This is a genomic window from Sphingomonas aerolata, assembly GCF_023935825.1.
GTDB lineage: Bacteria > Pseudomonadota > Alphaproteobacteria > Sphingomonadales > Sphingomonadaceae > Sphingomonas > Sphingomonas aerolata.
This window is the reverse complement of sequence record NZ_CP098762.1, coordinates 1,905,793-1,926,181: the sequence shown is the minus strand read 5'-3', so window position 1 is coordinate 1,926,181 and position 20,389 is coordinate 1,905,793. Positions and strand designations below refer to the sequence as shown.

Annotated in this window: 21 protein-coding genes; 8 read left to right on the top strand and 13 right to left on the bottom strand. The window is 61.3% G+C overall.

What is annotated here, in order from left to right:
• Nucleotides 1–105 precede the first annotated feature (105 nt).
• Nucleotides 106–1,113, bottom strand: a complete 1,008-nt coding sequence (locus tag NEF64_RS08925) for a hypothetical protein (protein ID WP_156360528.1) — start codon at nucleotides 1,111–1,113, stop codon at nucleotides 106–108.
• 312 nt (nucleotides 1,114–1,425) lie between these two features.
• On the opposite strand from NEF64_RS08925, the gene NEF64_RS08920 reads away from it, so the two are divergent.
• Nucleotides 1,426–2,043 carry a tyrosine-type recombinase/integrase gene (locus tag NEF64_RS08920; RefSeq protein WP_093401111.1) on the top strand — a complete coding sequence of 206 codons (618 nt, stop codon included), beginning with the start codon at nucleotides 1,426–1,428 and terminating at the stop codon, nucleotides 2,041–2,043.
• A gap of 157 nt (nucleotides 2,044–2,200) precedes the next feature.
• Here NEF64_RS08920 and NEF64_RS08915 read toward each other — a convergent pair whose 3' ends face one another.
• Entirely contained in the window at nucleotides 2,201–3,103 is a 903-nt protein-coding gene (locus NEF64_RS08915) for an SDR family oxidoreductase (protein ID WP_056409922.1), read from the bottom strand.
• A 94-nt stretch (nucleotides 3,104–3,197) separates the two neighbouring features.
• Here NEF64_RS08915 and NEF64_RS08910 point away from each other — a divergent pair, with 94 nt between their 5' ends.
• A complete protein-coding gene (locus tag NEF64_RS08910; protein ID WP_056409925.1) occupies nucleotides 3,198–4,034 on the top strand; it encodes a helix-turn-helix transcriptional regulator in 837 nt (278 codons plus the stop codon).
• Nucleotides 4,035–4,340: 306 nt separating this feature from the next.
• On the opposite strand, the gene NEF64_RS08905 is transcribed toward NEF64_RS08910, so the two are convergent.
• The 5 genes from NEF64_RS08905 to NEF64_RS08885 form a co-directional block, all read right to left on the bottom strand.
• Nucleotides 4,341–4,979 carry an alpha/beta fold hydrolase gene (locus NEF64_RS08905; protein WP_056409928.1) on the bottom strand — a complete coding sequence of 213 codons (639 nt, stop codon included), beginning with the start codon at nucleotides 4,977–4,979 and terminating at the stop codon, nucleotides 4,341–4,343.
• Nucleotides 4,976–5,485, bottom strand: coding sequence for an alpha/beta hydrolase family protein (locus NEF64_RS08900; protein ID WP_156360529.1), 510 nt, complete (start codon nucleotides 5,483–5,485; stop codon nucleotides 4,976–4,978). The genes NEF64_RS08905 and NEF64_RS08900 overlap by 4 nt, the downstream gene beginning before the upstream one ends.
• 189 nt (nucleotides 5,486–5,674) lie before the next feature.
• Complete coding sequence (locus tag NEF64_RS08895; RefSeq protein WP_156360530.1) at nucleotides 5,675–6,064, bottom strand: hypothetical protein; 390 nt, start codon at nucleotides 6,062–6,064, stop codon at nucleotides 5,675–5,677.
• 196 nt (nucleotides 6,065–6,260) lie between these two features.
• Nucleotides 6,261–6,824 carry a hypothetical protein gene (locus NEF64_RS08890; protein ID WP_252574861.1) on the bottom strand — a complete coding sequence of 188 codons (564 nt, stop codon included), beginning with the start codon at nucleotides 6,822–6,824 and terminating at the stop codon, nucleotides 6,261–6,263.
• Nucleotides 6,825–6,895: 71 nt separating this feature from the next.
• A complete protein-coding gene (locus NEF64_RS08885; RefSeq protein WP_338112129.1) occupies nucleotides 6,896–7,198 on the bottom strand; it encodes a PadR family transcriptional regulator in 303 nt (100 codons plus the stop codon).
• 351 nt (nucleotides 7,199–7,549) lie between these two features.
• On the opposite strand from NEF64_RS08885, the gene NEF64_RS08880 reads away from it, so the two are divergent.
• Both NEF64_RS08880 and NEF64_RS08875 read left to right on the top strand, forming a co-directional pair.
• Entirely contained in the window at nucleotides 7,550–9,073 is a 1,524-nt protein-coding gene (locus tag NEF64_RS08880) for a diguanylate cyclase domain-containing protein (protein WP_252574860.1), read from the top strand.
• A gap of 428 nt (nucleotides 9,074–9,501) precedes the next feature.
• Entirely contained in the window at nucleotides 9,502–9,981 is a 480-nt protein-coding gene (locus tag NEF64_RS08875; RefSeq protein ID WP_056405981.1) for a DUF1203 domain-containing protein, read from the top strand.
• Between the two features lie 79 nt (nucleotides 9,982–10,060).
• On the opposite strand, the gene NEF64_RS19365 is transcribed toward NEF64_RS08875, so the two are convergent.
• The gene (locus NEF64_RS19365; RefSeq protein ID WP_200912162.1) at nucleotides 10,061–10,270 is read right to left on the bottom strand and encodes a chorismate mutase; all 210 of its coding nucleotides are present in this window, start codon (nucleotides 10,268–10,270) and stop codon (nucleotides 10,061–10,063) included.
• Nucleotides 10,271–10,942: 672 nt separating this feature from the next.
• Between NEF64_RS19365 and NEF64_RS08865 the strand changes: the two genes are divergently transcribed.
• The 3 genes from NEF64_RS08865 to NEF64_RS08855 are packed head-to-tail and all read left to right on the top strand — an operon-like array spanning nucleotide 10,943 to nucleotide 12,478.
• Entirely contained in the window at nucleotides 10,943–11,371 is a 429-nt protein-coding gene (locus NEF64_RS08865; protein ID WP_043156791.1) for a hypothetical protein, read from the top strand.
• Nucleotides 11,368–11,571, top strand: a complete 204-nt coding sequence (locus NEF64_RS08860; protein ID WP_031393983.1) for a helix-turn-helix transcriptional regulator — start codon at nucleotides 11,368–11,370, stop codon at nucleotides 11,569–11,571. The genes NEF64_RS08865 and NEF64_RS08860 overlap by 4 nt, the downstream gene beginning before the upstream one ends.
• Before the next feature lies 1 nt (nucleotide 11,572).
• Entirely contained in the window at nucleotides 11,573–12,478 is a 906-nt protein-coding gene (locus NEF64_RS08855; RefSeq protein WP_031393984.1) for an alpha/beta fold hydrolase, read from the top strand.
• A gap of 396 nt (nucleotides 12,479–12,874) precedes the next feature.
• On the opposite strand, the gene NEF64_RS08850 is transcribed toward NEF64_RS08855, so the two are convergent.
• Entirely contained in the window at nucleotides 12,875–13,285 is a 411-nt protein-coding gene (locus tag NEF64_RS08850) for a hypothetical protein (RefSeq protein ID WP_156360307.1), read from the bottom strand.
• Nucleotides 13,286–13,625: 340 nt separating this feature from the next.
• On the opposite strand from NEF64_RS08850, the gene NEF64_RS08845 reads away from it, so the two are divergent.
• Nucleotides 13,626–15,890: a WD40/YVTN/BNR-like repeat-containing protein gene (locus NEF64_RS08845; protein ID WP_252574856.1), complete on the top strand. Its 2,265-nt coding sequence runs from the start codon at nucleotides 13,626–13,628 to the stop codon at nucleotides 15,888–15,890.
• Nucleotides 15,891–15,947: 57 nt separating this feature from the next.
• On the opposite strand, the gene NEF64_RS08840 is transcribed toward NEF64_RS08845, so the two are convergent.
• The 4 genes from NEF64_RS08840 to NEF64_RS08825 are packed head-to-tail and all read right to left on the bottom strand — an operon-like array spanning nucleotide 15,948 to nucleotide 20,357.
• The gene (locus NEF64_RS08840) at nucleotides 15,948–16,307 is read right to left on the bottom strand and encodes a DUF3325 domain-containing protein (RefSeq protein WP_051916716.1); all 360 of its coding nucleotides are present in this window, start codon (nucleotides 16,305–16,307) and stop codon (nucleotides 15,948–15,950) included.
• Complete coding sequence (locus tag NEF64_RS08835; RefSeq protein ID WP_056405982.1) at nucleotides 16,304–17,899, bottom strand: PepSY-associated TM helix domain-containing protein; 1,596 nt, start codon at nucleotides 17,897–17,899, stop codon at nucleotides 16,304–16,306. The genes NEF64_RS08840 and NEF64_RS08835 overlap by 4 nt, the downstream gene beginning before the upstream one ends.
• Nucleotides 17,896–18,210, bottom strand: a complete 315-nt coding sequence (locus NEF64_RS08830; RefSeq protein WP_037531268.1) for a hypothetical protein — start codon at nucleotides 18,208–18,210, stop codon at nucleotides 17,896–17,898. Before NEF64_RS08830 ends, NEF64_RS08835 begins: the two co-directional genes overlap by 4 nt.
• Nucleotides 18,207–20,357 (bottom strand): TonB-dependent siderophore receptor, encoded by a 2,151-nt coding sequence (locus NEF64_RS08825; RefSeq protein WP_235516337.1) that lies wholly within the window; start codon nucleotides 20,355–20,357, stop codon nucleotides 18,207–18,209. The genes NEF64_RS08830 and NEF64_RS08825 overlap by 4 nt, the downstream gene beginning before the upstream one ends.
• Between the last annotated feature and the right edge of the window lie 32 nt (nucleotides 20,358–20,389).

Sequence of the window (20,389 nt, the reverse complement as noted above, 5' to 3'; positions counted from 1 at the left end):
CAATAGTCAGATGTCTACCATTCCCATCCGCAACTTCGTGCTTTCGGCGACACCACGCCGCCCCCCGGCGCTGACCCATAGTCGGTCATTCGCGGCTGTCGCGCGCTACTTGAAAACGGCCGCACGTTCATTCGAGCGATCAGCGACGGCGACCTGCACCGACCGACCGCCTACCCCAAATACTGCGCTCCCCGCGGGAACCTTCATCCGCCCAGTCCGAGCTCGAAGCCTGCGCCTGCGTCGCGCAGCCGGTTGACCAGTACCAGCGAGGCTTGATGCGCTGCCAGCGCCTGTTCGCGCGTGCAGGGCTCCTCGCCGTAGCGGATCTTCGGCGTGCACTGGATGTCGGCGATGAGCTGGGCATGGTCGAAGACGACGCCGAGCCCGGCAAGTTGATCGCACAGCGGCTTCAGTTCGTGCACGAACTTGAAGCGAGCGCCCCCTCAGCAGGATCGCAGCCTTCAGAACCTTCTCGGCTGACTGCAACGATGCCCATTTCGAGGCACCGAAGTGGTCGCTTCGGTCCATCAGGTTCGAAACCGCGACCTTTACGTCGCTGCGTGCGATGGCCATCAACTCGCTCTGCGTGCTCTCGAGCGTGTAGCAGGCAGGCAGGCCAATCTCGAACGCGGACCAAATCGCCAGCAGCGCCTCGTCGGATAGGGTCTTTGCCATCGCCGGCGTCATGTCGTCCACAAGCTGCACGACATTGCAGGTTGCAGGACCACGGCCGATCGGCACCTTGGGAAGCCATTCTCGGACAACGATGAAGTTGACGCTGCCGAAGAAGCGAGGGATCCGCAGGGTGTAGAGGTCGCCCTCCAACAGCAGGACGATCCTTCCGGCAGACATGTCGATCTTGATCCGGTCGCCGTAGGTGTCGTCGTACCACTTGCGTATCGCCGCCGCGAGCGGTCGGTGGCGTTCGAGCGCCGGCGGCATCTTGATGGCCCCATCGCCGAGCGGAATCGGGATGTCTCCGTAACGGATGCTGACCTCGCCGACGGCGGAGATGGGTCGGCTTGGAATCTCCACCCCCTCCGCCTTAAGCTTCGCATCGATCTCGCGCATCATTGCCTCGAAGGCCGGTCCTTCCGTCGGAACGTCTGTCATGAGCCGGCCTATAGCAGGCTCTTGGACGTGGGCATCGAAACATTCTAAAGCCTCGGCGAGCGCCCATGACGAGCCTGGCTGGAGCTCTGGTTCAGATGTTACCATCGTTCCCAAAGCGGACGTTGACGGCGCCGAGCAAGTGAAATCCACTTTCGGCTGCACAGAGACCGCCAGGCGCCGCCCGAAACCGACAGCTCGTTCAGCATCATCGACGGCTAATCAACCACATTTCTAAACCGGCAGTTTACTGCGCATGCGCATCCTCGATTGACCGATCTGGGCCGATGGAGATGATCGATGGGTCACTCGTCAATGGACCCCGCCTTTCACGAACTTCGGCCTTGGAACGAAGGCCGGCTGATTGGTGCGAAGCGGGCGCTGAAACAGCAACAGGTCTGGGCCATTCGCTTCTGGCTCGACCAGCAGAGGAGACTGCGCGACCGAGCGCTGTTCGACTTCGCCATCGACAGCAAGCTCCGTGGCTGTGACGTGGTCAGGGTGCGGATTGGCGATGTAGTTTCCGGCGGGCGCGTCCGGGACCGCGCCGTCGTGGTTCAGCAGAAAACCAAACGACCGGTTCAGTTCGAGATAATGGACACGGCGCGAAAGACGATGCGAGCATGGTTGGAGCGACGTGGGGGGACACTGAACGACTTCGTTTTCCCGAGCCGCAACGACTACATGGACCACATGAGCACGCGGCAATATGCCCGCCTCGTGCGCGAGTGGGTGGTCGGCATCGGCCTACCGGCGCAGGATTATGGGACGCACTCGCTACGGCGCACGAAAGCGTCGATCATCTACAAGGCGACTGGCAACCTCCGCGCCGTTCAGATCCTTCTCGGCCATGCCAAGATCGACAGCACGGTGCGCTACTTGGGCGTTGACGTGGAGGACGCTTTGGAATTGGCCGAACGCACCGAGGTCTGAGCGGACCAACAAGCGGTCGTTCAGTGCCCGAAAGCGGCATCCCAGAATCGGCCGTTCGTTCACGTAACCGGCCGAGGCCATGGTGTGATCCTCAGGCTATAGTCACGCCGCTGCACGCCAGCGGAATCTACTCACATCAGCGTGCAACGGCGCTCTGTTATCCGATCATGGGCTCGGAATGATCCATCGCGGCGAGATCGGTGAGTAGATCGGGACCTGTAGGCTCCCATCCCAGCCGCTCCTGCGTCAAGACGCTCGACGCGGTCATGTCGAGAGCGGCGAAGGGAGTCATCCAGCCGAAGAAGCGCTCGATGTCTTCGGTTGCGATCGAACGTACCGGCAATCCGGTTCCCTCGCCGATGGCCTCTGCGATCGTGCGTGCATCGACGCCCTCCTCGACCGACGCATGGTATCGCGCGCCCGGCTCGCCGCGCTCGAGAGCCAGCACGTATAGCTTGGCGACATCGCTGATATGCGCGGCAGCCCAGCGCGTCTTCCCTTCGCCGAGATACGCCACCGCCCCGGCACGGCGGGCCTCGGCGATCAGCGGCGTGATCAGACCGGCCTTGGTAGTATTGTGCACCTGCGGCAGGCGAATGGTGCGGACATCGATGCGGCGGGCGATCAGCGCTGCGGCGGCCAGCTCCGTCACGATGCGCGGATTGGCGTGGAGCGGGTTGAGCACATCCTCGGTCGCAGGACCGCCGTTGCGCGGCGTTCCAATACCGATGCCCGAGGTTATCAGGATCGGCTTGTTGGTTCCCGCCAGCGCATCGCCCATCGCGGCGATGTTGCGTTCATCCTTTCGAGTATTCTCGACGAAGTTGGCAAAGTCGTGATCGAATGCGCAGTGAATGACCGCGTCAGCCGCAGCGACACCACTCGCAAGGGTCTCCGGTCGTTCCAGGTCGCCCCGATGAACATCGGCGCCAGCCGCTTCGAGCTGCTGCGCGCCCGCGTCGGAGCGAGCGAGCCCGAGCACATTGTGACCGCGGTGGAGTAGTTCGGGAATGACATGGGAGCCGATAAAGCCGGTCGCACCGGTCAAGAACACGCGCATGGAAATCTCCTCGTTGACGAGGGATGTATCGCCTTGCGCCCGACCCTGTTAAAGTAGTGAGCTTATCGTGGTATAAGCTGCAACAGGATACATCTTGTCTACTGAAGCACCAAATTCGCTGGGCACGTACCTGCGCGACCGCCGCACTCGCCTGGACCCGGCGACTTTCGGGCTCAGCGGCAGTCGCCGCCGTACGCCCGGCTTGCGCCGTGAAGAGGTTGCGAGCCGCGCGAATATCAGTCCCACCTGGTACACCTGGCTTGAGCAGGGCCGTGGCGGCGCGCCATCTGCGGATGTCCTCGATCGCATTGCGAAGGGGCTGATGCTGACCGAGCCGGAGCGCGAGCACATCTACATGCTCGGACTGGGTCGTCTGCCAGAGGCCCGCTATCAGCCGGTCGACGGCATCACCCCTCGCCTGCAACGGGTACTCGACGGGATGGTGCTCAGCCCCGCGATCATCAAGACCGCGATGTGGGACGTTGTCGGCTGGAACCGTGCCGCTGCGGTCTTGCTGACCGACTATTCCAAGCTGCCGCGCGAGGGACGCAACATTCTGCGTCTGATGTTCGGCAGCGACCATGTCCGCGCCCGCAATGCCGATTTCGACAGCATCGCCCGCTTCGTCGTCGGCGCCTTCCGCGCCGACGTGGCGCGCGCCGGCGCTAGCACCAGCGCCGAGGTGATAAAGCTCGTCATGGAGTTGTCTCGGCTAAGCCCTGAGTTCGAAGCGCTGTGGCAGGACAACGACGTGGTCGCTCACGGCGAAGGAATAAAACGTATCCACCATCCCGACGCGGGGCTGCTGGCGATGGAGTTTTCGTCGTTCGCCGTCGAAGGAAGGCCGGAACTGGGGATGATTATCTACAACCCCGCCACGCCTGACGATGCCGAGCGGCTGCGGGTGCTGCTGGATGAGCGTGAGAGCTGATCTCGGGTGAAGACGCCGGGGCACATTTGATCCATACCCGGACATTCGCGCGCCTTTCCGCGGTCCCCAACTTAAGACATTCATTCATCCCCCGCGCTGACTGAACTTGGCGCATGATCCCCCGCCATGGACGTCTTGAATGGAGAGGAGAGCGGAACAGCTGCTTCGAGCCAGGACAGGCGCGTAGCCGATTATGGTTCATGTGTAGCGGACGGCGACTTAGCGCTGTCAAACGCCCTTTAGAGGCTAAAGACCGGCGCTCAAACGCAGCAGTTTATTAGTCGTCGAGCGGCAAAAGGGTGCGCGTTACCGCACTTGTCCCATCCCCGTGCCAGTTTTCGACCACAGTGCATCTCGAAGCCAGTCGCCAACGACTGCCACGAGGCGAGGCGATCCGAGATACGGGCCCAACCTTGACGCCTCATCCGGCTCGCCTGCAACCGCGCCTTCCTGGAACGAATGACCGAGCCCGTCCAGCATCACAATTCGAGCGCGACGGTTGCTCGCCAAAGCGGCACGCGCCGCAGGTGCGTCATCCACCAGCGTATCCTTGGTCCCGTAGATCGCTAGAACGGGAATGTGCAAGGCCCTGAGATCGGAGGCCGAGCGAAGCTTTCGTGCGCCCCAGGCCTCTGGAACGTCGATCATGGCGAGCGCTTGTTCCGCCTGAGCGCGCGGGAACCCCGCTGCCTCGAACCGGTCTACGGCGTTGGCATAAAGGCGTGCAATCATTGCCGCATCTCCGCTGTCTACACGAGCCTGGAGCAAAGCCATGGCTGCATCCGTCGCCGGCCCGACGAGGGTGTCACGGCCCCCGCCAACCATCTTCATCATCTGCTTGTAAAGCCCCTTCCTGACATAGGGCAGCCCGTCACCAATATTGCCTGCCAGCGTCACCACGGCCGCGATGTCAGGATCGGCAGCCGCCGCCGACGGCGCGATCACACCGCCCCGCTATGGCCGACCAACGCAATGCGGCTGCCGATAATATCCGAGCGATGGCGCATCGCCGCGACCGCGGCGCGGGCATCCGCGGTCAGCCGCTCGACATGCTCCTCGTAAGTGCCCGTCGACTGCCCGACACCGCGCTTGTCATATTCCAGGGCAGCGATGCCGTCGGCGGACAGTCGTTTGATTATCTCGGAAAAGCCACCGCGTTTATTGGGCCCATTCCCCTCAATCAGCACGGCCAAAGGATAGGGACCCTTGCTGTGCCCTGCCGGCAGGTACAGCGTTCCCGCCAGAACAACACCCGGCTCAGATGAGATACGAACATCGGTGGCGGTCGACCCGGGCACGGCCAAGCGCGCGCGATTCAACGAAGGGATGCCGACCTCTGCCTGTGGCTGCGCCTCTACGCGGCCGGCGATGCCTGTCGCGGGAAGTGGAAGAAGGGCCGTCAGCACCCGATAGGGGGAGCCGCGGGACGCACTAGTCATGGTTTTTATCATTGCTCCACTTCCTCACCGTGCAGCACGGCCGGTATGCCGTGCCGAAGTCTTTTCACCGTTCGCTGCTGAACAACCGCTCACAACATCCAGCAGCTATCGCTCCGCATTATAAAAACAAATGTAGATTTATGAGTAGTGCTAGGGCGGCTCTGACCAAATCATTCAAGCTGATGAACGGCCCCTTCGAAGTTATTTGCGAAGACGTGGCGTCGACCGTTTAAAAACATAGGGTGTCAAACCCTCATGCAGCGTAATTCTGGTCGGCGTAGGTAGCCGGTCAAGGCGCAGCCTGCGCACCGAGCGTGTTCCATCCACGTCGAGCCCCTGATCGGCTACAACGCCGACGTCGACGTGGGGCAGGATGTACGGCCCATCTGCATCTCTCGCGACAACGTAGGATACCGTCCGCTGATCATTGAGCAGCATCTTGCCGTCGGCCAGCTTTACCGTGCCGCAGCAGTCGTTGGCGAAAAGGCCGGCCTCACCGGCATCAACGACAGGCTTACGCGGGAAGACGAGAAGAGTGATGAGCAAGACAGTGCCGGCAGCGACGACACCGAGACTGATAACTCGCCACATCTTCGCTCCCCTTTCACCGCGTCGGACACTGTGCCCCCCGTCGGTTCTGCCCACACCTAGGCAGCGTTTTGTCGGCCGTAAGCGTCGAACCTCACCACCCTCGCTGTAGGCGCAGAGCAACATATGTAGATTTAAGAGTCAAGTGACTCCACAGAGCTCCGGTCGTTCGCCCGGATCGTAGAAAAGCACCTACAAGCTACCGGGCGAGCAGTTCGGATGAGGTGTCCGATGAAATCCGAATGTGCCACCGCGAAATGGCTACCACCGCCACAAATTCGATCACCAACTCCGCGACTTGCACCCCCAATGACGACAGATCGATCATCAATACGCCCATGAACAGCGACAACGTGATCATTGCTGCTCCAATCAGCGTGCCGCACTTCACGGTGCGCGGCCAATCCCCCTCTACGAGCGTCCACGCGAGACATAGGTGCGCCATACCGAGCAGAAGCCACGTGATAAGCAATATCGGGATTGCGCTGTTCTGAGACCAGATCAAATAAAGATTCGGTCCGTCGCCGGCGCTTGGGATACCAAAAGGCGGACCGTCTGCCGAAGACAGGAAGCCGACCGCCTGCTGGAACTGCAGAGTTGCCATCGGAATGAGTAACCCCAGAGCAAGCGTGTAACTCGCAAGGATCAGGCGTCCTTCGCTGTGCTTCCCGATCTCTCGCCACGCTACGAACAGGCAGCCGAGAGCGAACAGGAATGGACGTCGATCCTCCACCGCAGCTTCGAACTCCGCTTCCATGGCCATCGCCCACGTTCGGCGATCCGAGCCGAGAGACCGACCGGCCAATGACAGCAGAGCTCGCGACACAGCTGATTTCACGCGAAGGCGGCCTTGGTGAAAGTCATTGGGCCGGCAGGTGCGGCCATACGCGCAAATGCCACTCCAGCACTCGTTAAACGGTACGCATGCCGAGCAGGACGGCCAGGGTGTTCCGGTTCAAGCCACTCGGCCTCGACGAGCCCTTGGTCGGTCATGCGGATCAGTAGCGGGTACAGCGTTCCAGACAGGAGCCCCGTCTCTTTCATCAGATCGTAGCCGTGGCGACACTGCTGAGCGTGCGCCGACAGCGCCTCCAGCAAGAGGAGCATTTGCTTCGATGGTCGACGATTACGGGTCATGCTTTTACTCAACCTAAGTAGAATTATCTGTCAACTGTTCGCAGAAAGTATGGACCTACTATAGTACCCGATGGATGGCCGACTGTCGGCGGGACTGCCCGACAGAGTGGGGCTGATAGGACCCATCAACCGCCGTCTGCGGCGGACGGTACGCTTCCCAGCTTCGAAAACGGGCTCATGTGTTTCGCATTAATTAAGCTAGCCCCCGTGTCCTGAGGGAAGCGTTCGGATAGGATGCCTTCACCTTTTGCGTTTAATTAGAGACGTGTGAAAGCCACTGAGAGCCCAATCGTTCGCGATATTCCTGACGGAACGTACGTCGAGCTTGTTGCCAGTCTGTGCGGCACGCGCATGCCCGCAGCGATCATGACGTTGCTGTTCCTCGTGGTTGGTGTGCTCAGCGTTCACGCCTCACGGGATATCGCTCTAGCGAGCTTGGTCGCTATAGGAACGATCGCGAGCGTAGCCCGCCTTGCCGTTTTGATCCGCGGGAGACGGCTGTGCGATAACCCCGAAATGCCCTTACTCACTGCCAAGCGTTTTGAGCGCCGGTTTGCACTCACCTATTGGGCCTTCGGGACTGTCTTCGGTCTATTTGCCGCACGATCGTACATGCTGCCGCTTGCAGAATGGCAGATGCCCATCGGCATTCTCGTCGTGGGATACGCCGCAGGAGCAGCATCTACGATCGCGATGCGCCCTTACATCGTGATTACGAGTCTGATTGTCGCGGTAATCCCGCCAGCTTTAGTTCTTCTACTGCGGGGAGATCCGAATGCGATCGTTTCGGCTCTTTGCCTATTTGCGCTGCTCACAGGCGGCCTTCGTAGCGCTAGCCAACGATATCGTTCGCAGTTGGCAAAGACGACAACGCGACACGCCTTTGCTCGTCAGGTTAAAACGGATCACCTCACTGGACTTGGCAACCGGCTGGCTCTCGCCGAGGCATTTGAGACAAACGCCCGGCCAGAGCGACACGGACGTATCGCGTTTCACTATGTCGACCTCGACGACTTCAAGCCGGTCAACGACCGGCTTGGTCACCAGGTAGGCGATAGCTTGCTATGCTTGGTCGCCGATAGGTTGCGGACATCTATAAATCCTGAAGACATGGTTGTTAGGCTTGGAGGCGACGAATTTGTCGTCGTGCAAATGGACTCCGAGTCTGACTTTGACGTTGAGCAACAAGGATTACGCATCGAACAGGTCTTGAACCGCTCCTATGTGTTAGAGGGCCATTCGGTTAACTGTGCCGCCAGCGTCGGATCAAGCCGCTCTACTGGTAACAATCAGAGCATGAATTGCCTTCTGGTGGCTGCGGACGAAGTGCTGAGGCGGAGAAAGGCAGAGCGAAAAAGCCGCCTTGGAAGTCCGCCTGTCGATACCGGCGGTCCCAAACAACGTGATGCGATTGATTACGTCTCGGTCGCGGAAGGACGCACAGACAGCCATTCGGTCGCGCACGACATGCTCAGTGATGGCGAAGCGTATGAACGATTAGCCGCTACCGGCATCGCCGCAACAACTTGGGAGAGTGCGCCGGATGGTCTTATTGAGACCGACAGCCCCAGCTGGCGAGCCTATACCGGTCAAAGCTATGACGATTGGAAAGGATATGGTTGGCTAACCGCAATCCATCCCGACGACCGAATAGCTACGATGCAGAAGTGGCGTGAGACCGTACACGATCGGCAAGCGGTTGACGCGGAGTACCGGCTAAGAGGGAAGGACGGGCAGTACCGTTGGATGAGTGTGCATGCCGTCCCGTTGCGCGCCAAGGACGGACAGATCGTCAGGTGGCTGGGTATCAACATCGATATTGATAATCGAAAGCAGCAGGAGCTTTTACAACATAGCACCGATCTTTCGGTTTAAAATTAAAAAGACCCACAAGTGGACGCTCATGCCCCTTCCTTCGCTTCCCAACTTCGGACGCTGGTTCATCTTTGCGAATGACCGATTTTTAAACCCGGCTATTCACTCGCGAATGTCGTGATTGGTGGTTAGCGGACGCTCCGCTTTGGGGTTCACACCTGAAGAAACTGACCACTGAATGGGCGATTCAGATGCATCAGTCTTTTGCATTGGGGAACTGTCTGTTTTTCGCCGTTCTTTATACAATGCAAAAATTGTGGGTTTCGCATCATGCAACGCTTCCGCAAATTTCCGCCATTGGGCGATCCCGCCAACCGGTCTTCCCGTCAGGATGCTGAAACGGGAATGACGGGGTTTGATGGCAAGAAACAGGACGCCTGCGAATATGCGGCAGGCCATAGGATCGTAAGACCTGTAGGAATTCGTTCATGTCCTTTCGCGTCCTGGGCATTGACCCCGGCCAGTTCAGTCACCTTTACGGGCTTTCCGATGCCGACCTCGCTGCTGAAGGAGCAAAGCGGTACGTCGTGGATAGCAAACCAGGCTTTCCCGATCGCGTTGAAGTCCGCGACATGAACATCGGGGAGCACGCGATCTTGCTGAATTACGAGCATCAGCCGGCCGACACGCCGTACCGTTCCCGGCACGCCATCTTCGTGCGCGAAGGCGCCCATCGCGCGCTGGATGCGATCGACGTAATTCCAGATGTACTTCGCATCCGCCCTATCTCGCTTCGTGGGTTCAGCGAGAACGGTGAGATGGTGGATGCCGACCTTGTGGACGGGGATGCCCTTGCGCCGCTCATCGAGCGGTTCTTCGAGAATCCTGCTATCACCTACTTGCAGGCGCATTACGCAAAACGCGGCTGCTACGCCGCACGGATCGTCCGCGCCGATCTTCCCATTTAGGAAGGGTGGCTGAGAAGCGAGGAGCGTTCCCAAAAGGTTCGATTTGGGAAAGGCATGCGCTCGGATGCAATAGCCTCCGTTAATCTGTCGAGGTCTGATGCCGCTCGAAAGCCTTGTGTTCGACCTGGATGAAGGCCGCTATCATTGCGCGGTATGCCGCCTCTGCGACACTGGGTTCTAATCCAGCTTCGTCAGAGATAGCGCGTACCTTCGCAATCACCTGCTCGACGCGTTTCGGTGCCTCGACGTCGGCCGAAGAATTTTTTAAACTTGGCGGCTTCGTGAACATAGGTGCCGCGCTCTGCCATCAGCGTGATGATCTTTCTATCGAGCCGATCAATATTCTATCGAACATCATCTAATGAACTTATATTGATAGCTAGCTCCGGCCTGTTGCCGAATCGCGTACTCCCCCGCGCGTCCGCTTCATGCCGGGCTGGTCGAAATGCGTCCACCGGCGAACCGCCAGCCTTCCCAAAAACGAACCCGGCCCGGAAACGACGGGCAAAAGCTAAGAGTGAACCACTCCCGCTGTAAGCCGCTTTCCCGAAAACCGCTCCCAAAACGTTTTCTCGAAATGGCGTCATCTTGAAGGAGTTATGGGAATGACAGTTACGCTCTTTTAGCTGACGCAAAACACATGATTGGCGCCAATCGGGGTTGGCGACGGCGTTCTGCGACGAATGAGAGGCTGCCGTCCGAAATCACCTGTTTGTCAAACACGCGTGACGGGAACCGGGCTTCCCGTACATTCGACCGCTGAACGGCCGGAACGGGAAGAAGTAGAGACCGTCCGGTTTTGGGAATGGAACGGCGGTTAGCGGACGTTGCTTGTTGGCTGTCGCCTTCAAAAACGGTGAGACATTCGGTTATAAAACTTCTCTGCGATGGAAAGCTTACTTGACGTAAAGCTTGCTTTCCATGACAAGCTTCCTTCACAACAAATCGAAGGGGCTTTCATATGACCACCCACGTCGCCAACACCCGCTACCGAGACCCCGCAACCAAGCGCTATAATCGGCGCATGATCGGCGCGATGCTCAGCTACATCGTGTTGCTGTTCGGCGTGCAACGTGCCTTCGACCTCGACGCGATGCACGGCCCTGCCCGCTGGGTGCTGGCGGCACTGCCGGGCCTGCCGGTCGCAGCCGTTTTCTGGCTGATCGGCGACATGATCCTGGACATGCGCGACGAATATCTACGGCTCCTTGAGGTACGCAAGGCGCTGATCGCGACCGGCGTGAGCATGACGCTGGTATCCATCCTGGGTTTCCTCGAGATGCTGGGCGGCGCGCCGCACCTGCCGCTCTTCTACGTTCCCGTGCTGTGGTTCGGATCATTAGGTATCGGACAGTGCGCCAACATGCTGATCGAGCGACAGAGGTCATGATCAATCATCTGCGTGCGCTACGCGCTGCTCGCGGATGGTCGCAACAGCATCTCGCCGAGCTGCTGGAAGTGAGCCGGCAGAGTGTGAACGCGATCGAGACCGGACGCTACGATCCATCGCTTCCACTCGCATTCAAGCTCGCCGAGCTGTTCGACCTCGCCATCGAAGACGTCTTCGTCAGCCCTTCAAAGGAGCAATAACATGATCCGACACCTCGGTTTGCGTATCGCGCTATCAGCCATGACTATTGGCCCCGCTTTCCATCCTGTCGCAACCCATGCCGAGGCATCCACGCGGATCATGCAGATGTCGCATATTTCGGTGGTTTCCATAGGCAAAGGCACGCCAGTCATCCTGATCCCCGGCCTGTCGAGTCCTCGAACCGTGTGGGATGGCGTGGTACCTGGTCTTGCAAAGACTCACCGCGTCTATGTGGTTCAGGTCAACGGTTTTGCCGGCGATGCCCCGGGTGCGAACCTATCGCCTGGGATACTCGACGGCATAGTCGAGGACCTCCATGCGCTCATCGAACGCGAGAAGATCGCAGGTGCCGCGATGGTTGGTCATTCGATGGGAGGGCTCGTTGCGCTGAAGCTGGCCGAAACGCATCACGCCGATCCCGGGCGCATAATGATCGTCGACGCACTGCCTTTCATCGGCACGCTATTTTCACCCGTCGCGACCGTCGCCATGGTCGAGCCGCAGGCCAAGGCGATGCGAGACGTGCAGGTGGCCAGCTATGGCAAACCTGTCAGCGACGCGGCCGCGCAGGCGATTGCAGATCGGCTGGCATTGAAGCCGGCATCTCGCGCGCTGGTGTCGGGCTGGGTGAAAGCTGCCGATCCACGAGTGTCCGGCGCTGCGATGTACGAGGACATGACCAGCGACCTGCGCCCGGTAATGAAGATGATCGCGACGCCGATCACGCTGGTCTATCCTTGGTCGGTCGACGGGCCCACCAAGTCGCAGGCGGATGCGATGTATCATGCAGCGTACAAGGACGCGCCGCATGTCACCTTCGTCGATATTGGTGAGGCCCGGCATTTCGTGATGCTCGACCAACCTGCACTGTTCCAGGAAGCGGTTGGTGCGTTCCTGACGCACTGAGTTATCGCGTGGCGTCCTCTAAAGCTAAGCCGAAAGCTTGCCGCTCGTGGGTCAACCACTGGTTGACCCACGTCGCGCGCCACTCTTCGACCTAGCCCTTTTTCTGTGGCGAACCCGTCGCGGGGCGGTCGCTTTGGCCGCGTGTGGTAGCCGTCCCGGCATCCCCATTCTCCAATCCGTTCCCGTTTGCTCATTTTCCAAATTACCAATCGACGATGGAACGACGGGAACGATCTTACTTAACGAATGTCTGCTTTCGGTGTTGTAAATCGGCAGTCTGAGCGTCGCCAATTTGGCGCTTTCGGTCATTGGGCGCGATCGGCGTCGGAACGGCTGAATGTGGTGGATTTCGGTCCGTCTGCTTTAGAGCGGAGAAGATGCGAAATTGCCGTTGTGTCAGCCCAAACTATCGGGCGAAGGGCCTTCCAGATCGGGCCGGCGGATTGACACCCCCCCAGACCTCTCCCAAACTTGCAGGATAGCGATCCATTCCGCAATCATCGGGTTTCCGGGGCAATTGAAGCCGTCATCTCGAAGATGAAATGGCGGATCATCGTGTGCTTCGTTAATGGTCTCACCAGTCTTGCTATCGAATGGATAGCCTAAGACGGGTTCCACAACGTTCTGTAGCAAGATGGCTTGTGTGCCGATGGCAACGTCGAACGCGCGACGGCACTGTTGGCAGCATACCCGCACCAACATATTTGTGCGGGCAAAGGTCGCTTTATCTGGATCGTATTCACAATACCGCGGGATACCGTCGAGCCACCAAGTCGGCGGCTCCGAGATACGATCCGTGATGTCCATGAGGGGGTAGTGCATCTCGATCCCTGCCTTCGAAGATGAACCTATGGCAGGTTTCAGGTGAGGGATAGCCCTAGGGGAACGACCAGGTTTGGGCGGAACTGCCAAGCATCGGAGGGCAGGCAAACCCACATACGGCCGTTCGTGATCGATCGCACCGCGCCCAAAAGCGGACGGACGTTAATCCGACGATACGCACCAGTTCAAATTTGTTTTCGAACTACGAATCAGCACCTGAATCGAGTGTAGCGTTTCTGGCGGGGGCTAGGCCGATATGTGAGACGACTCGACTATCCGTCCCGATCCTGCTTCGCTAAATGGCCACATCGGAGAGGGTGACCGCGTGAAACTCGTTATCCCGCTTCTGGGACTCGCGGCAGCTTCGCTCGCTGCCGCTCCCACTTTGCATGTTCCCTCCCAACTGCCGTACAAATGGAACAACGTCGTGATTGGTGGCGGCGGGTTCTCGCCCGCCATCGTGTTCAGCGTCGCCGAAAGGGACCTTGCATATTTGCGCACCGATGTGGGTGGCGCCTATCGCTGGGATGCCCTTACGCAGCGCTGGATTGCGCTCCAGGACGGCCAAGCGCAGAACAGCTACATGGGCGTCGAAAGCATCGCGCCGGACCCGGTAGACCCAGACATCATTTACCTCGCCGCGGGCATGTACTTCGACCAACCTGCGGCGATCATGCGGAGCGCCGATCGCGGCGCTTCCTGGCAAATAACGCCGGTTCCCTTCAGCATGGGCGGCAACGAGGACGGTCGCGGTCTGGGCGAACGCCTAGCGATTGATCCGGATCGGCGGACGCACCTGTTCTTCGGATCGCGGCACGACGGTCTTTGGGACAGTGAGGACAGCGGCCGGACGTGGCACAAGGTCGAGAGCTTCCCGTGGAAGGGGCTTGGCCGTCCCGCCGCGAACCACACCCATGGCGGCGTCTCCTTCGTCGTCTTCGGCCCGCCGGGCGAAACTGCCCTTGGCCGGTCGCGCGCCATGTATGCCGGCGTCGCAGACGCAACGGTGCAACACCTGTACCGCTCGACCGACGCCGGTCGAAGCTGGAGCGCCGTCACCGGAGGTCCGGCCTCGACCATGCTGCCCGTCAAGGCGGCAGTAGACCAACAGGGCATGCTCTACATCGATTACTGCTCCGACATCGGTCCGAACGGGATCGCACTAGGTGAGGTTTGGAAGCTCGACCCGAGGTCGGGCGGATGGACGAACATCACGCCTGAGCGCGGTGACGAGGCCGAGGGCGGCTACATGGGGCTCAGCCTCGATCGGCTCCATCCCGGCCGGCTGGCGGTGTCGACGGTCGATCGCTGGAACCATCGCGATACCGTTTGGCTGTCGTCCGACAGCGGCGCGCACTGGTCGAGCCTGCGGGAGCGGAGTTCACGCGATCTCTCGCCGGCCCCCTGGCTCCGGCTCGACAAGGGTGGGTTTGGCGGCTGGATCGCGGGTCTGGCGTTCGATCCGTTCGACGGTGCCACGCTTGCCTATGCCACGGGGCTGACGGTGTTCCGGACCAGGCAAGCGGACAAGGCCGATATGGTTTGGCGGCCCTGGGTCACCGGGATCGAAGAGGCGGTGCCGCTCAGCCTCGTCAGTCCGCCCGAGGGGCCCCATTTGATCTCCGGCATCGGCGACACGCACGGCTTCGTCCACGATCGGCTCGACCGCGCGCCGGAGCGGGCCTTCGCCGATCCCGACCTGCCGCAGACTAACAATGTCGATTATGCCGGCGTGGTGCCCAAGATCATCGTTCGGAGCGCATCAGGCTATTCTCCCGATCCTGAGGGGGCGTCGCTCGGCTGGTCGGAGGACGGAGGCCGCAGCTGGCATAAGATGCTGGCGTCGCCAATCGCGATCGGGCCCGCCGCGCCACGGCGGATCGACGCCGATGGCCAGGCACCGATCACTGTTTCAGCGGATGGGAGCACCTTCCTGGTGTCTGGGCTAGTGACGCTCGCCACGGCCGATAGGGGGCGGATCTGGTGGCGACCCAAGGGTTTACCGGAACGCACCTATGCGGTCGCCGACAAGGTCGCCCCCCTTGCCTGGTACGCGATCGACTATACTGGTGCGCGTATATTCGTCAGTCGTGATGGGGCGAAGACGTTCACGCAGGCACCCGCGCAGGGACTCCCGGCCGGCATTGCCAGCTCGCGCCCGGCGGCACGGGAGTTTCAACCAATGGCGGCGGCAACGCCGGGAACGGCCAGCGAGCTCTGGCTGATCCTAGGCGGCCGCTTCTTCCACACTAGCGACGGAGCCCGAACGTTCGTGGCGTCCACGCCAGCCAATCCGCTGTTGCGTGACATGTATTTCGTGAGCTTCGGTCTCGGCAAGGCGGCGCCCGGCGGGCACGTGCCGACTCTCTATGCCTTCGGGGTCACGAAGACGTTTGGCGGGCTGTGGCGCTCGACCGACGCGGGCGCGCGCTGGTTTCGGATTAACGACGACGCGCATCAATGGGGTCTTAGATACCGAGTCATCACGGGCGATCCTCGCCTCTTCGGCCGCGTCTACTTGGCGACCGATGGCCGAGGCATCTTCTACGGAGATCCTTTGCCGCAACCCGTGCGTGCCGGAGCGCATTGACCCACAAGCCGACATTCGTAGGCTCTTGTCGGCTACCCAATATCGGCCAATCATTCATCAGATCGATGCGCCGCACCTGCAGGCCAATCCGTTACACAGGCGGCTGGAAGCGCTCACCGATGGGCTGGGGATTTCCGGATCGCGCATCGCACGAGCGGGAACGAAGTTGAGCGCGAGGAAGGCGATCCCGGCGCCGGCCATGATCGCGCCTGCCCATAGGATCGGCCCGAAGATCCATCCTCGGGCAAGAAGCGCGGGCGCGACGCTTACAACCAGCGAAAGCCAGCCGCCGGTCCGCAACATTTTACACCGCGCTGCCTGCGGACATGCCCCGAACCGACGGCGATGATGCGCCTCGGTCGCCAGGCCAAGCAGGAAGAACGCGGCGCTGGCGAGCAGGAGTGACAGGATGCTCATTCGGCGGGCTCCGGAACCGTGGAGGCGGTGGCGGCTTCAGCCCTGCGAACGCGCTTTGCAGCGGGGCGATGGTGCGCGACGCGGCGGGCAAGCAGCAAAAACCCTATTCCGAAGACCGAGATCGCCGCATCGATGCCAGCGATCATCAGGTCGCCTATCGCCAGCGACGCGAACAACCCGCGATCGGTCGCGACGACGTCGTACATTGGCAACGCAACGAGCAGCACCCCGGTCACCGCGAATAGCGAAGGCCAAACGCGCGCCGGCCTGACGACGAAGGCCGTCAGCGCCGCGGCAGCCCAAGCGATGAACAGCATGTGCATCTCCCAATCGGCGCGTCCGCGAAGTGCTACCGGGAGTAGGCGGTTGGCCCAGAAAAAGCACGTGATCCCGAGCGGGAAACCGCCGATCACCGCGACGTTGAGCCGCTCGACGAGGCGGAACCCGAGATGCGGCCGGGTCGGATCGAGCAGGCGCTCGCGACGCTTGACTGTCCATAGCACGAGACCGCTCGCGACCATCAGCGTGCCCGCGATCCCGCACAGGAAGTAGAGCCAGCGGCCGCCGTCGCCTGCAAACCGTCCGGCGTGGAGCCCGATCATCGCGCCCGCGGTCTCGGCAGCGGCGCCCGGTGGCGGCGAACGCCAGACGAGGCGCCCGGTCACGCCGTCATAGGTCAGTCGCGGCGTCCGCGAGGACAGCATCGAATTGGCGCTCTGGCTGATCGTGACCCGTGCAGCGGCGTCGCCGGGATCGCTGACCTCGATGAAACTGGCGGGCGCGCCGAGTCGGCGTTCGGCGTCGGTCGCGATCCGTCGCAGATCGATCAACGGCGTGGGACGGCCGGTCCGCTCGACCACGTTGGCGGCCGGGAACAGCGCGGCGAACAGGGTATTCTGATCATTATAATTGGCGACGACCGCCCACGGCATCAGAAGCGTCATCAACGTGACCAGCCCGGTATAAGTGATCATCAGGTGGAACGGCAGCGCCAGCACCGCGGTCGCATTGTGACCGTCGAGCCAGGATCGCTGGCCCTTTGCGCGTCGCAGCGTGAAGAAGTCCTTGAAGATCTTCTTGTGCGTGACGATCCCGCTGACGACCGCCACCAGCATCATCATGGTCGCGAACCCGACCAGCCACCGCGCCCAGATCACCGGCATGTAGTGGAGATCGAAGTGGAAGCGGTAGAAGAACTCCCCGCCCCGCGTCTCGCGCGCCTGCGCGACCTGTCCGTCGGCACCGATCAGTGCCTGCGTGTCGCCGCGCCCTCGCCTGCCTCGCCTGCCACGTTCTTCGCCGGGCTTGGGTTGCGGCACCCAGAAGACTTGCGCACCGGGCGATCGTTCCGTCGCTACCGGGATAATCCAGCTCTTCGCATCGGGCGCTTTGCGAGCAAGGAACGCTTGCGACCCTGCCAGCACGCGCATCGGCTGTTCGACGCGCGCGATCTCGGGCCGCATCCAGCGGTTAAGCCCCTCGCGCCAGAACGCGATCGTGCCGGCGACAAAGACGAGGAACAGGATCCAGCCAAGCAGCAATCCGGACCAGGTGTGCAGGAACGCCTGCGACTGACGGAAGCCCTTGCTCATACCCGCCCCGTCGCGCCGATCGATATCCACGTAATTGCGGCCGCAACCGCCGCTGCGAGGCCGAGTGTCCAGATCGCGCGCCAACCGCTACGGGCCGCGAACGCCCACATCGCCGCAAGCGAGCACAAGGCGAGCGCGATCAGCGCGGCGGTGACGGTCGCCTCGGCACGATCCCCCGGCAGCAGCCGCGCAAGCGCCATCGCCCACAGGCTCGCAGTTGCATAAGCGAGCGGCACGGAGGCGACGACGCGCAGCGCGATGTCGCCGCGCCGCGCCCAGCGCGCACGGGCATGCGCATCGCCCGCCGTCATTCGAAGCTGTACCGAAGCGTCGCGAACGCGGTGCGCGGGCTGCCGTAGTAGTTGCCGCGGCCGGTGGCGGCGATGCGCGCGTAATAGGTCTTGTCGAGTACGTTCGCGACGTTGACCGAGACACCCACCCTCTCGTTGAACTTATAGCCTGCGCGCAGGTCGAGCACCGCATAGCTTGGCTGGCGGACGATGGTGGACCGGGTGCGCAGCGTACCGTCGGCGTTGAACACCGCCGCATTGCCGCCATAGTTCGAACTGAACCACGTCACGCTGCCGCCAAGGCTCGCGCCTGCCAGTGGCCCATCGACCGGGGCGTAGTTGGTGAACGCCTTAACCATGTGCTTCGGCACGATCGGCACCAGTGGCAGCCCCTCGAACGCAGTGGTCTGGTCCTCCAGATACTTAGTCTTGGTGTAGGTATAGCCGCCATTGATCCGCCAGCCAGGTAGGATCTCGCCGGTCGCCTCGGCCTCGATACCGCGCGAGCGGACCTTGCCGGTCTGAAGCACGACGGTCTGAATGTCGGGATCGTTGAACAACCTGTTGGTCTGTATGATCTGATACGCTGCCGCAGACAGCAACAGGCGATCGTTCATCAGCGAAAGCTTGGTGCCCGCCTCATATTGCGCACCGACCAGCGGCTCGATCTGCTGCCCGTCGGGACGTGCCCGGCCGACCGGTGCCGCCTGCGGTGTGAAGCTGTCGGCATAGCTCGCATAGAGGTTGAGCTGCGACGTCAAGTCCCAGACGATTCCGGCATAGGGCGTGAAGCGGTTGTCGATCCCGTAGCGGGTCGACGGTGGCAAGACACCGCTTGGTGTCAGCAACGTGGTCGTCGTGGTATCCCACCATGTCACGCGGCCGCCACCGATGAGCGTCAGGCCGGCGAGCGGGCTCATTCGCATCTGCCCATAGATGCCGTACTGCTCGACGTCGGTCGAGGAACCGCCATAGACCTGCAGCGCGCAATTGGCAGGCGTGATCGTGGTGCTGGAATTGGGACAGGTCGCCCCCGTCCCCTGCACCGGATAATACGGCGACGCGCCATACGGGTTCAGCGGCGGCTCGAAAGGCGATACAGGGTTGTACACGTCGATCCGCGCATAATTGGACAGCCGGGTGAAATAGGACGTGCCCGAACTCGCCTGATAATCTGTGCCGAGGATCAGCGTCTGGTCGCGCCCGAACAGCGGGAAAGTGCCTATGCCGTTGAAGTCGAACGATCGCGTCTGCTGCTTGCTGTCGCCGCGATAGGCGATGTGGCTGGTCGAGCCATTGGTCGCGGTGACCGGCTGGTTGCCGATATAGCTGTAGATGTCGACGCGATCGACGTCGGTGAACAGGCCGGTCGCGCGCAACGTCCAGCGATCGCTGATCTTGTGCGCGAGTTCGGCGAACCCGGTCCAGGTCTCGGCGTTGAACCGGTTCCAGTCGGCACCGAGATAGGTCGATCGCTTCACGTCGAGCAACTTGCCGTCGCTGCCGTCCGCGCTGCCGATGATGCCCGGCAGGCCCGACTGCACCGCCGGGCGGAAGCGATCGTAATAGCCGCCGACGGTCAGCGTTGTGCGCTCGCCGATCTCGAGCGAACCGACCGCGAACCCGCCAATGCGGTTGCGGTGCGCGGTTGCGAAGAACTGATCCTGGTCCTGTGCCATCGCACCGAACCGCAACCCCGCCTTGGTGCCGATTGGCGTCGAGACGTCGAGCTCGAAGCGTAGATTGTCGTAGCTGCCGGCACCGGCGCTAGCCTGCATCTTGAACGCGTCGAGCGGTCGCTTTCGCACCATGTTAATGCTGCCCGCCGGATTGCCCGAACCGCTGAACAAACCTGCCGGGCCGCGCAGTACTTCCAGCCGGTCGTAGAAGAACAAGTCCGGCACGGCGGACGGGAAGTTGAACGCAAAACTCGGGACGCCGTCGATCAGGTAATTGGTGATCGCGAACCCGCGCGAGAAGAACGACGGATCCTCGCTGCCAACGCCATTGACGGTGATGCCATTGGTCGCGGTCAGAGCGTCTTCCAGCGTGAACAGGTTCTGCGCCTCGATCTGATCGCGATCGATCACGGTAACGGTGTTCGGCGTGTCCTTGAGCGGCGTCACGGTCTTGCCGACCGCACGACCATAGCTTTTGCCGATGACCATGATTTCGTCGGACTTCTGCGCGTCGTCCGATC

Coding starts and splice junctions, on each gene's coding strand:
- NEF64_RS08925 (WP_156360528.1), bottom strand. CDS start 1,113: ATGACAGACGTTCCGACGGAAGGACCGGCCTTCGAGGCAATGATGCGC.
- NEF64_RS08920 (WP_093401111.1), top strand. CDS start 1,426: ATGGACCCCGCCTTTCACGAACTTCGGCCTTGGAACGAAGGCCGGCTG.
- NEF64_RS08915 (WP_056409922.1), bottom strand. CDS start 3,103: ATGCGCGTGTTCTTGACCGGTGCGACCGGCTTTATCGGCTCCCATGTC.
- NEF64_RS08900 (WP_156360529.1), bottom strand. CDS start 5,485: ATGATAAAAACCATGACTAGTGCGTCCCGCGGCTCCCCCTATCGGGTG.
- NEF64_RS08895 (WP_156360530.1), bottom strand. CDS start 6,064: ATGTGGCGAGTTATCAGTCTCGGTGTCGTCGCTGCCGGCACTGTCTTG.
- NEF64_RS08890 (WP_252574861.1), bottom strand. CDS start 6,824: ATGGCCATGGAAGCGGAGTTCGAAGCTGCGGTGGAGGATCGACGTCCA.
- NEF64_RS08885 (WP_338112129.1), bottom strand. CDS start 7,198: ATGACCCGTAATCGTCGACCATCGAAGCAAATGCTCCTCTTGCTGGAG.
- NEF64_RS08880 (WP_252574860.1), top strand. CDS start 7,550: ATGCCCGCAGCGATCATGACGTTGCTGTTCCTCGTGGTTGGTGTGCTC.
- NEF64_RS08875 (WP_056405981.1), top strand. CDS start 9,502: ATGTCCTTTCGCGTCCTGGGCATTGACCCCGGCCAGTTCAGTCACCTT.
- NEF64_RS19365 (WP_200912162.1), bottom strand. CDS start 10,270: ATGTTCACGAAGCCGCCAAGTTTAAAAAATTCTTCGGCCGACGTCGAG.
- NEF64_RS08865 (WP_043156791.1), top strand. CDS start 10,943: ATGACCACCCACGTCGCCAACACCCGCTACCGAGACCCCGCAACCAAG.
- NEF64_RS08860 (WP_031393983.1), top strand. CDS start 11,368: ATGATCAATCATCTGCGTGCGCTACGCGCTGCTCGCGGATGGTCGCAA.
- NEF64_RS08855 (WP_031393984.1), top strand. CDS start 11,573: ATGATCCGACACCTCGGTTTGCGTATCGCGCTATCAGCCATGACTATT.
- NEF64_RS08850 (WP_156360307.1), bottom strand. CDS start 13,285: ATGGACATCACGGATCGTATCTCGGAGCCGCCGACTTGGTGGCTCGAC.
- NEF64_RS08840 (WP_051916716.1), bottom strand. CDS start 16,307: ATGAGCATCCTGTCACTCCTGCTCGCCAGCGCCGCGTTCTTCCTGCTT.
- NEF64_RS08835 (WP_056405982.1), bottom strand. CDS start 17,899: ATGAGCAAGGGCTTCCGTCAGTCGCAGGCGTTCCTGCACACCTGGTCC.
- NEF64_RS08830 (WP_037531268.1), bottom strand. CDS start 18,210: ATGACGGCGGGCGATGCGCATGCCCGTGCGCGCTGGGCGCGGCGCGGC.
- NEF64_RS08825 (WP_235516337.1), bottom strand. CDS start 20,357: ATGGTCATCGGCAAAAGCTATGGTCGTGCGGTCGGCAAGACCGTGACG.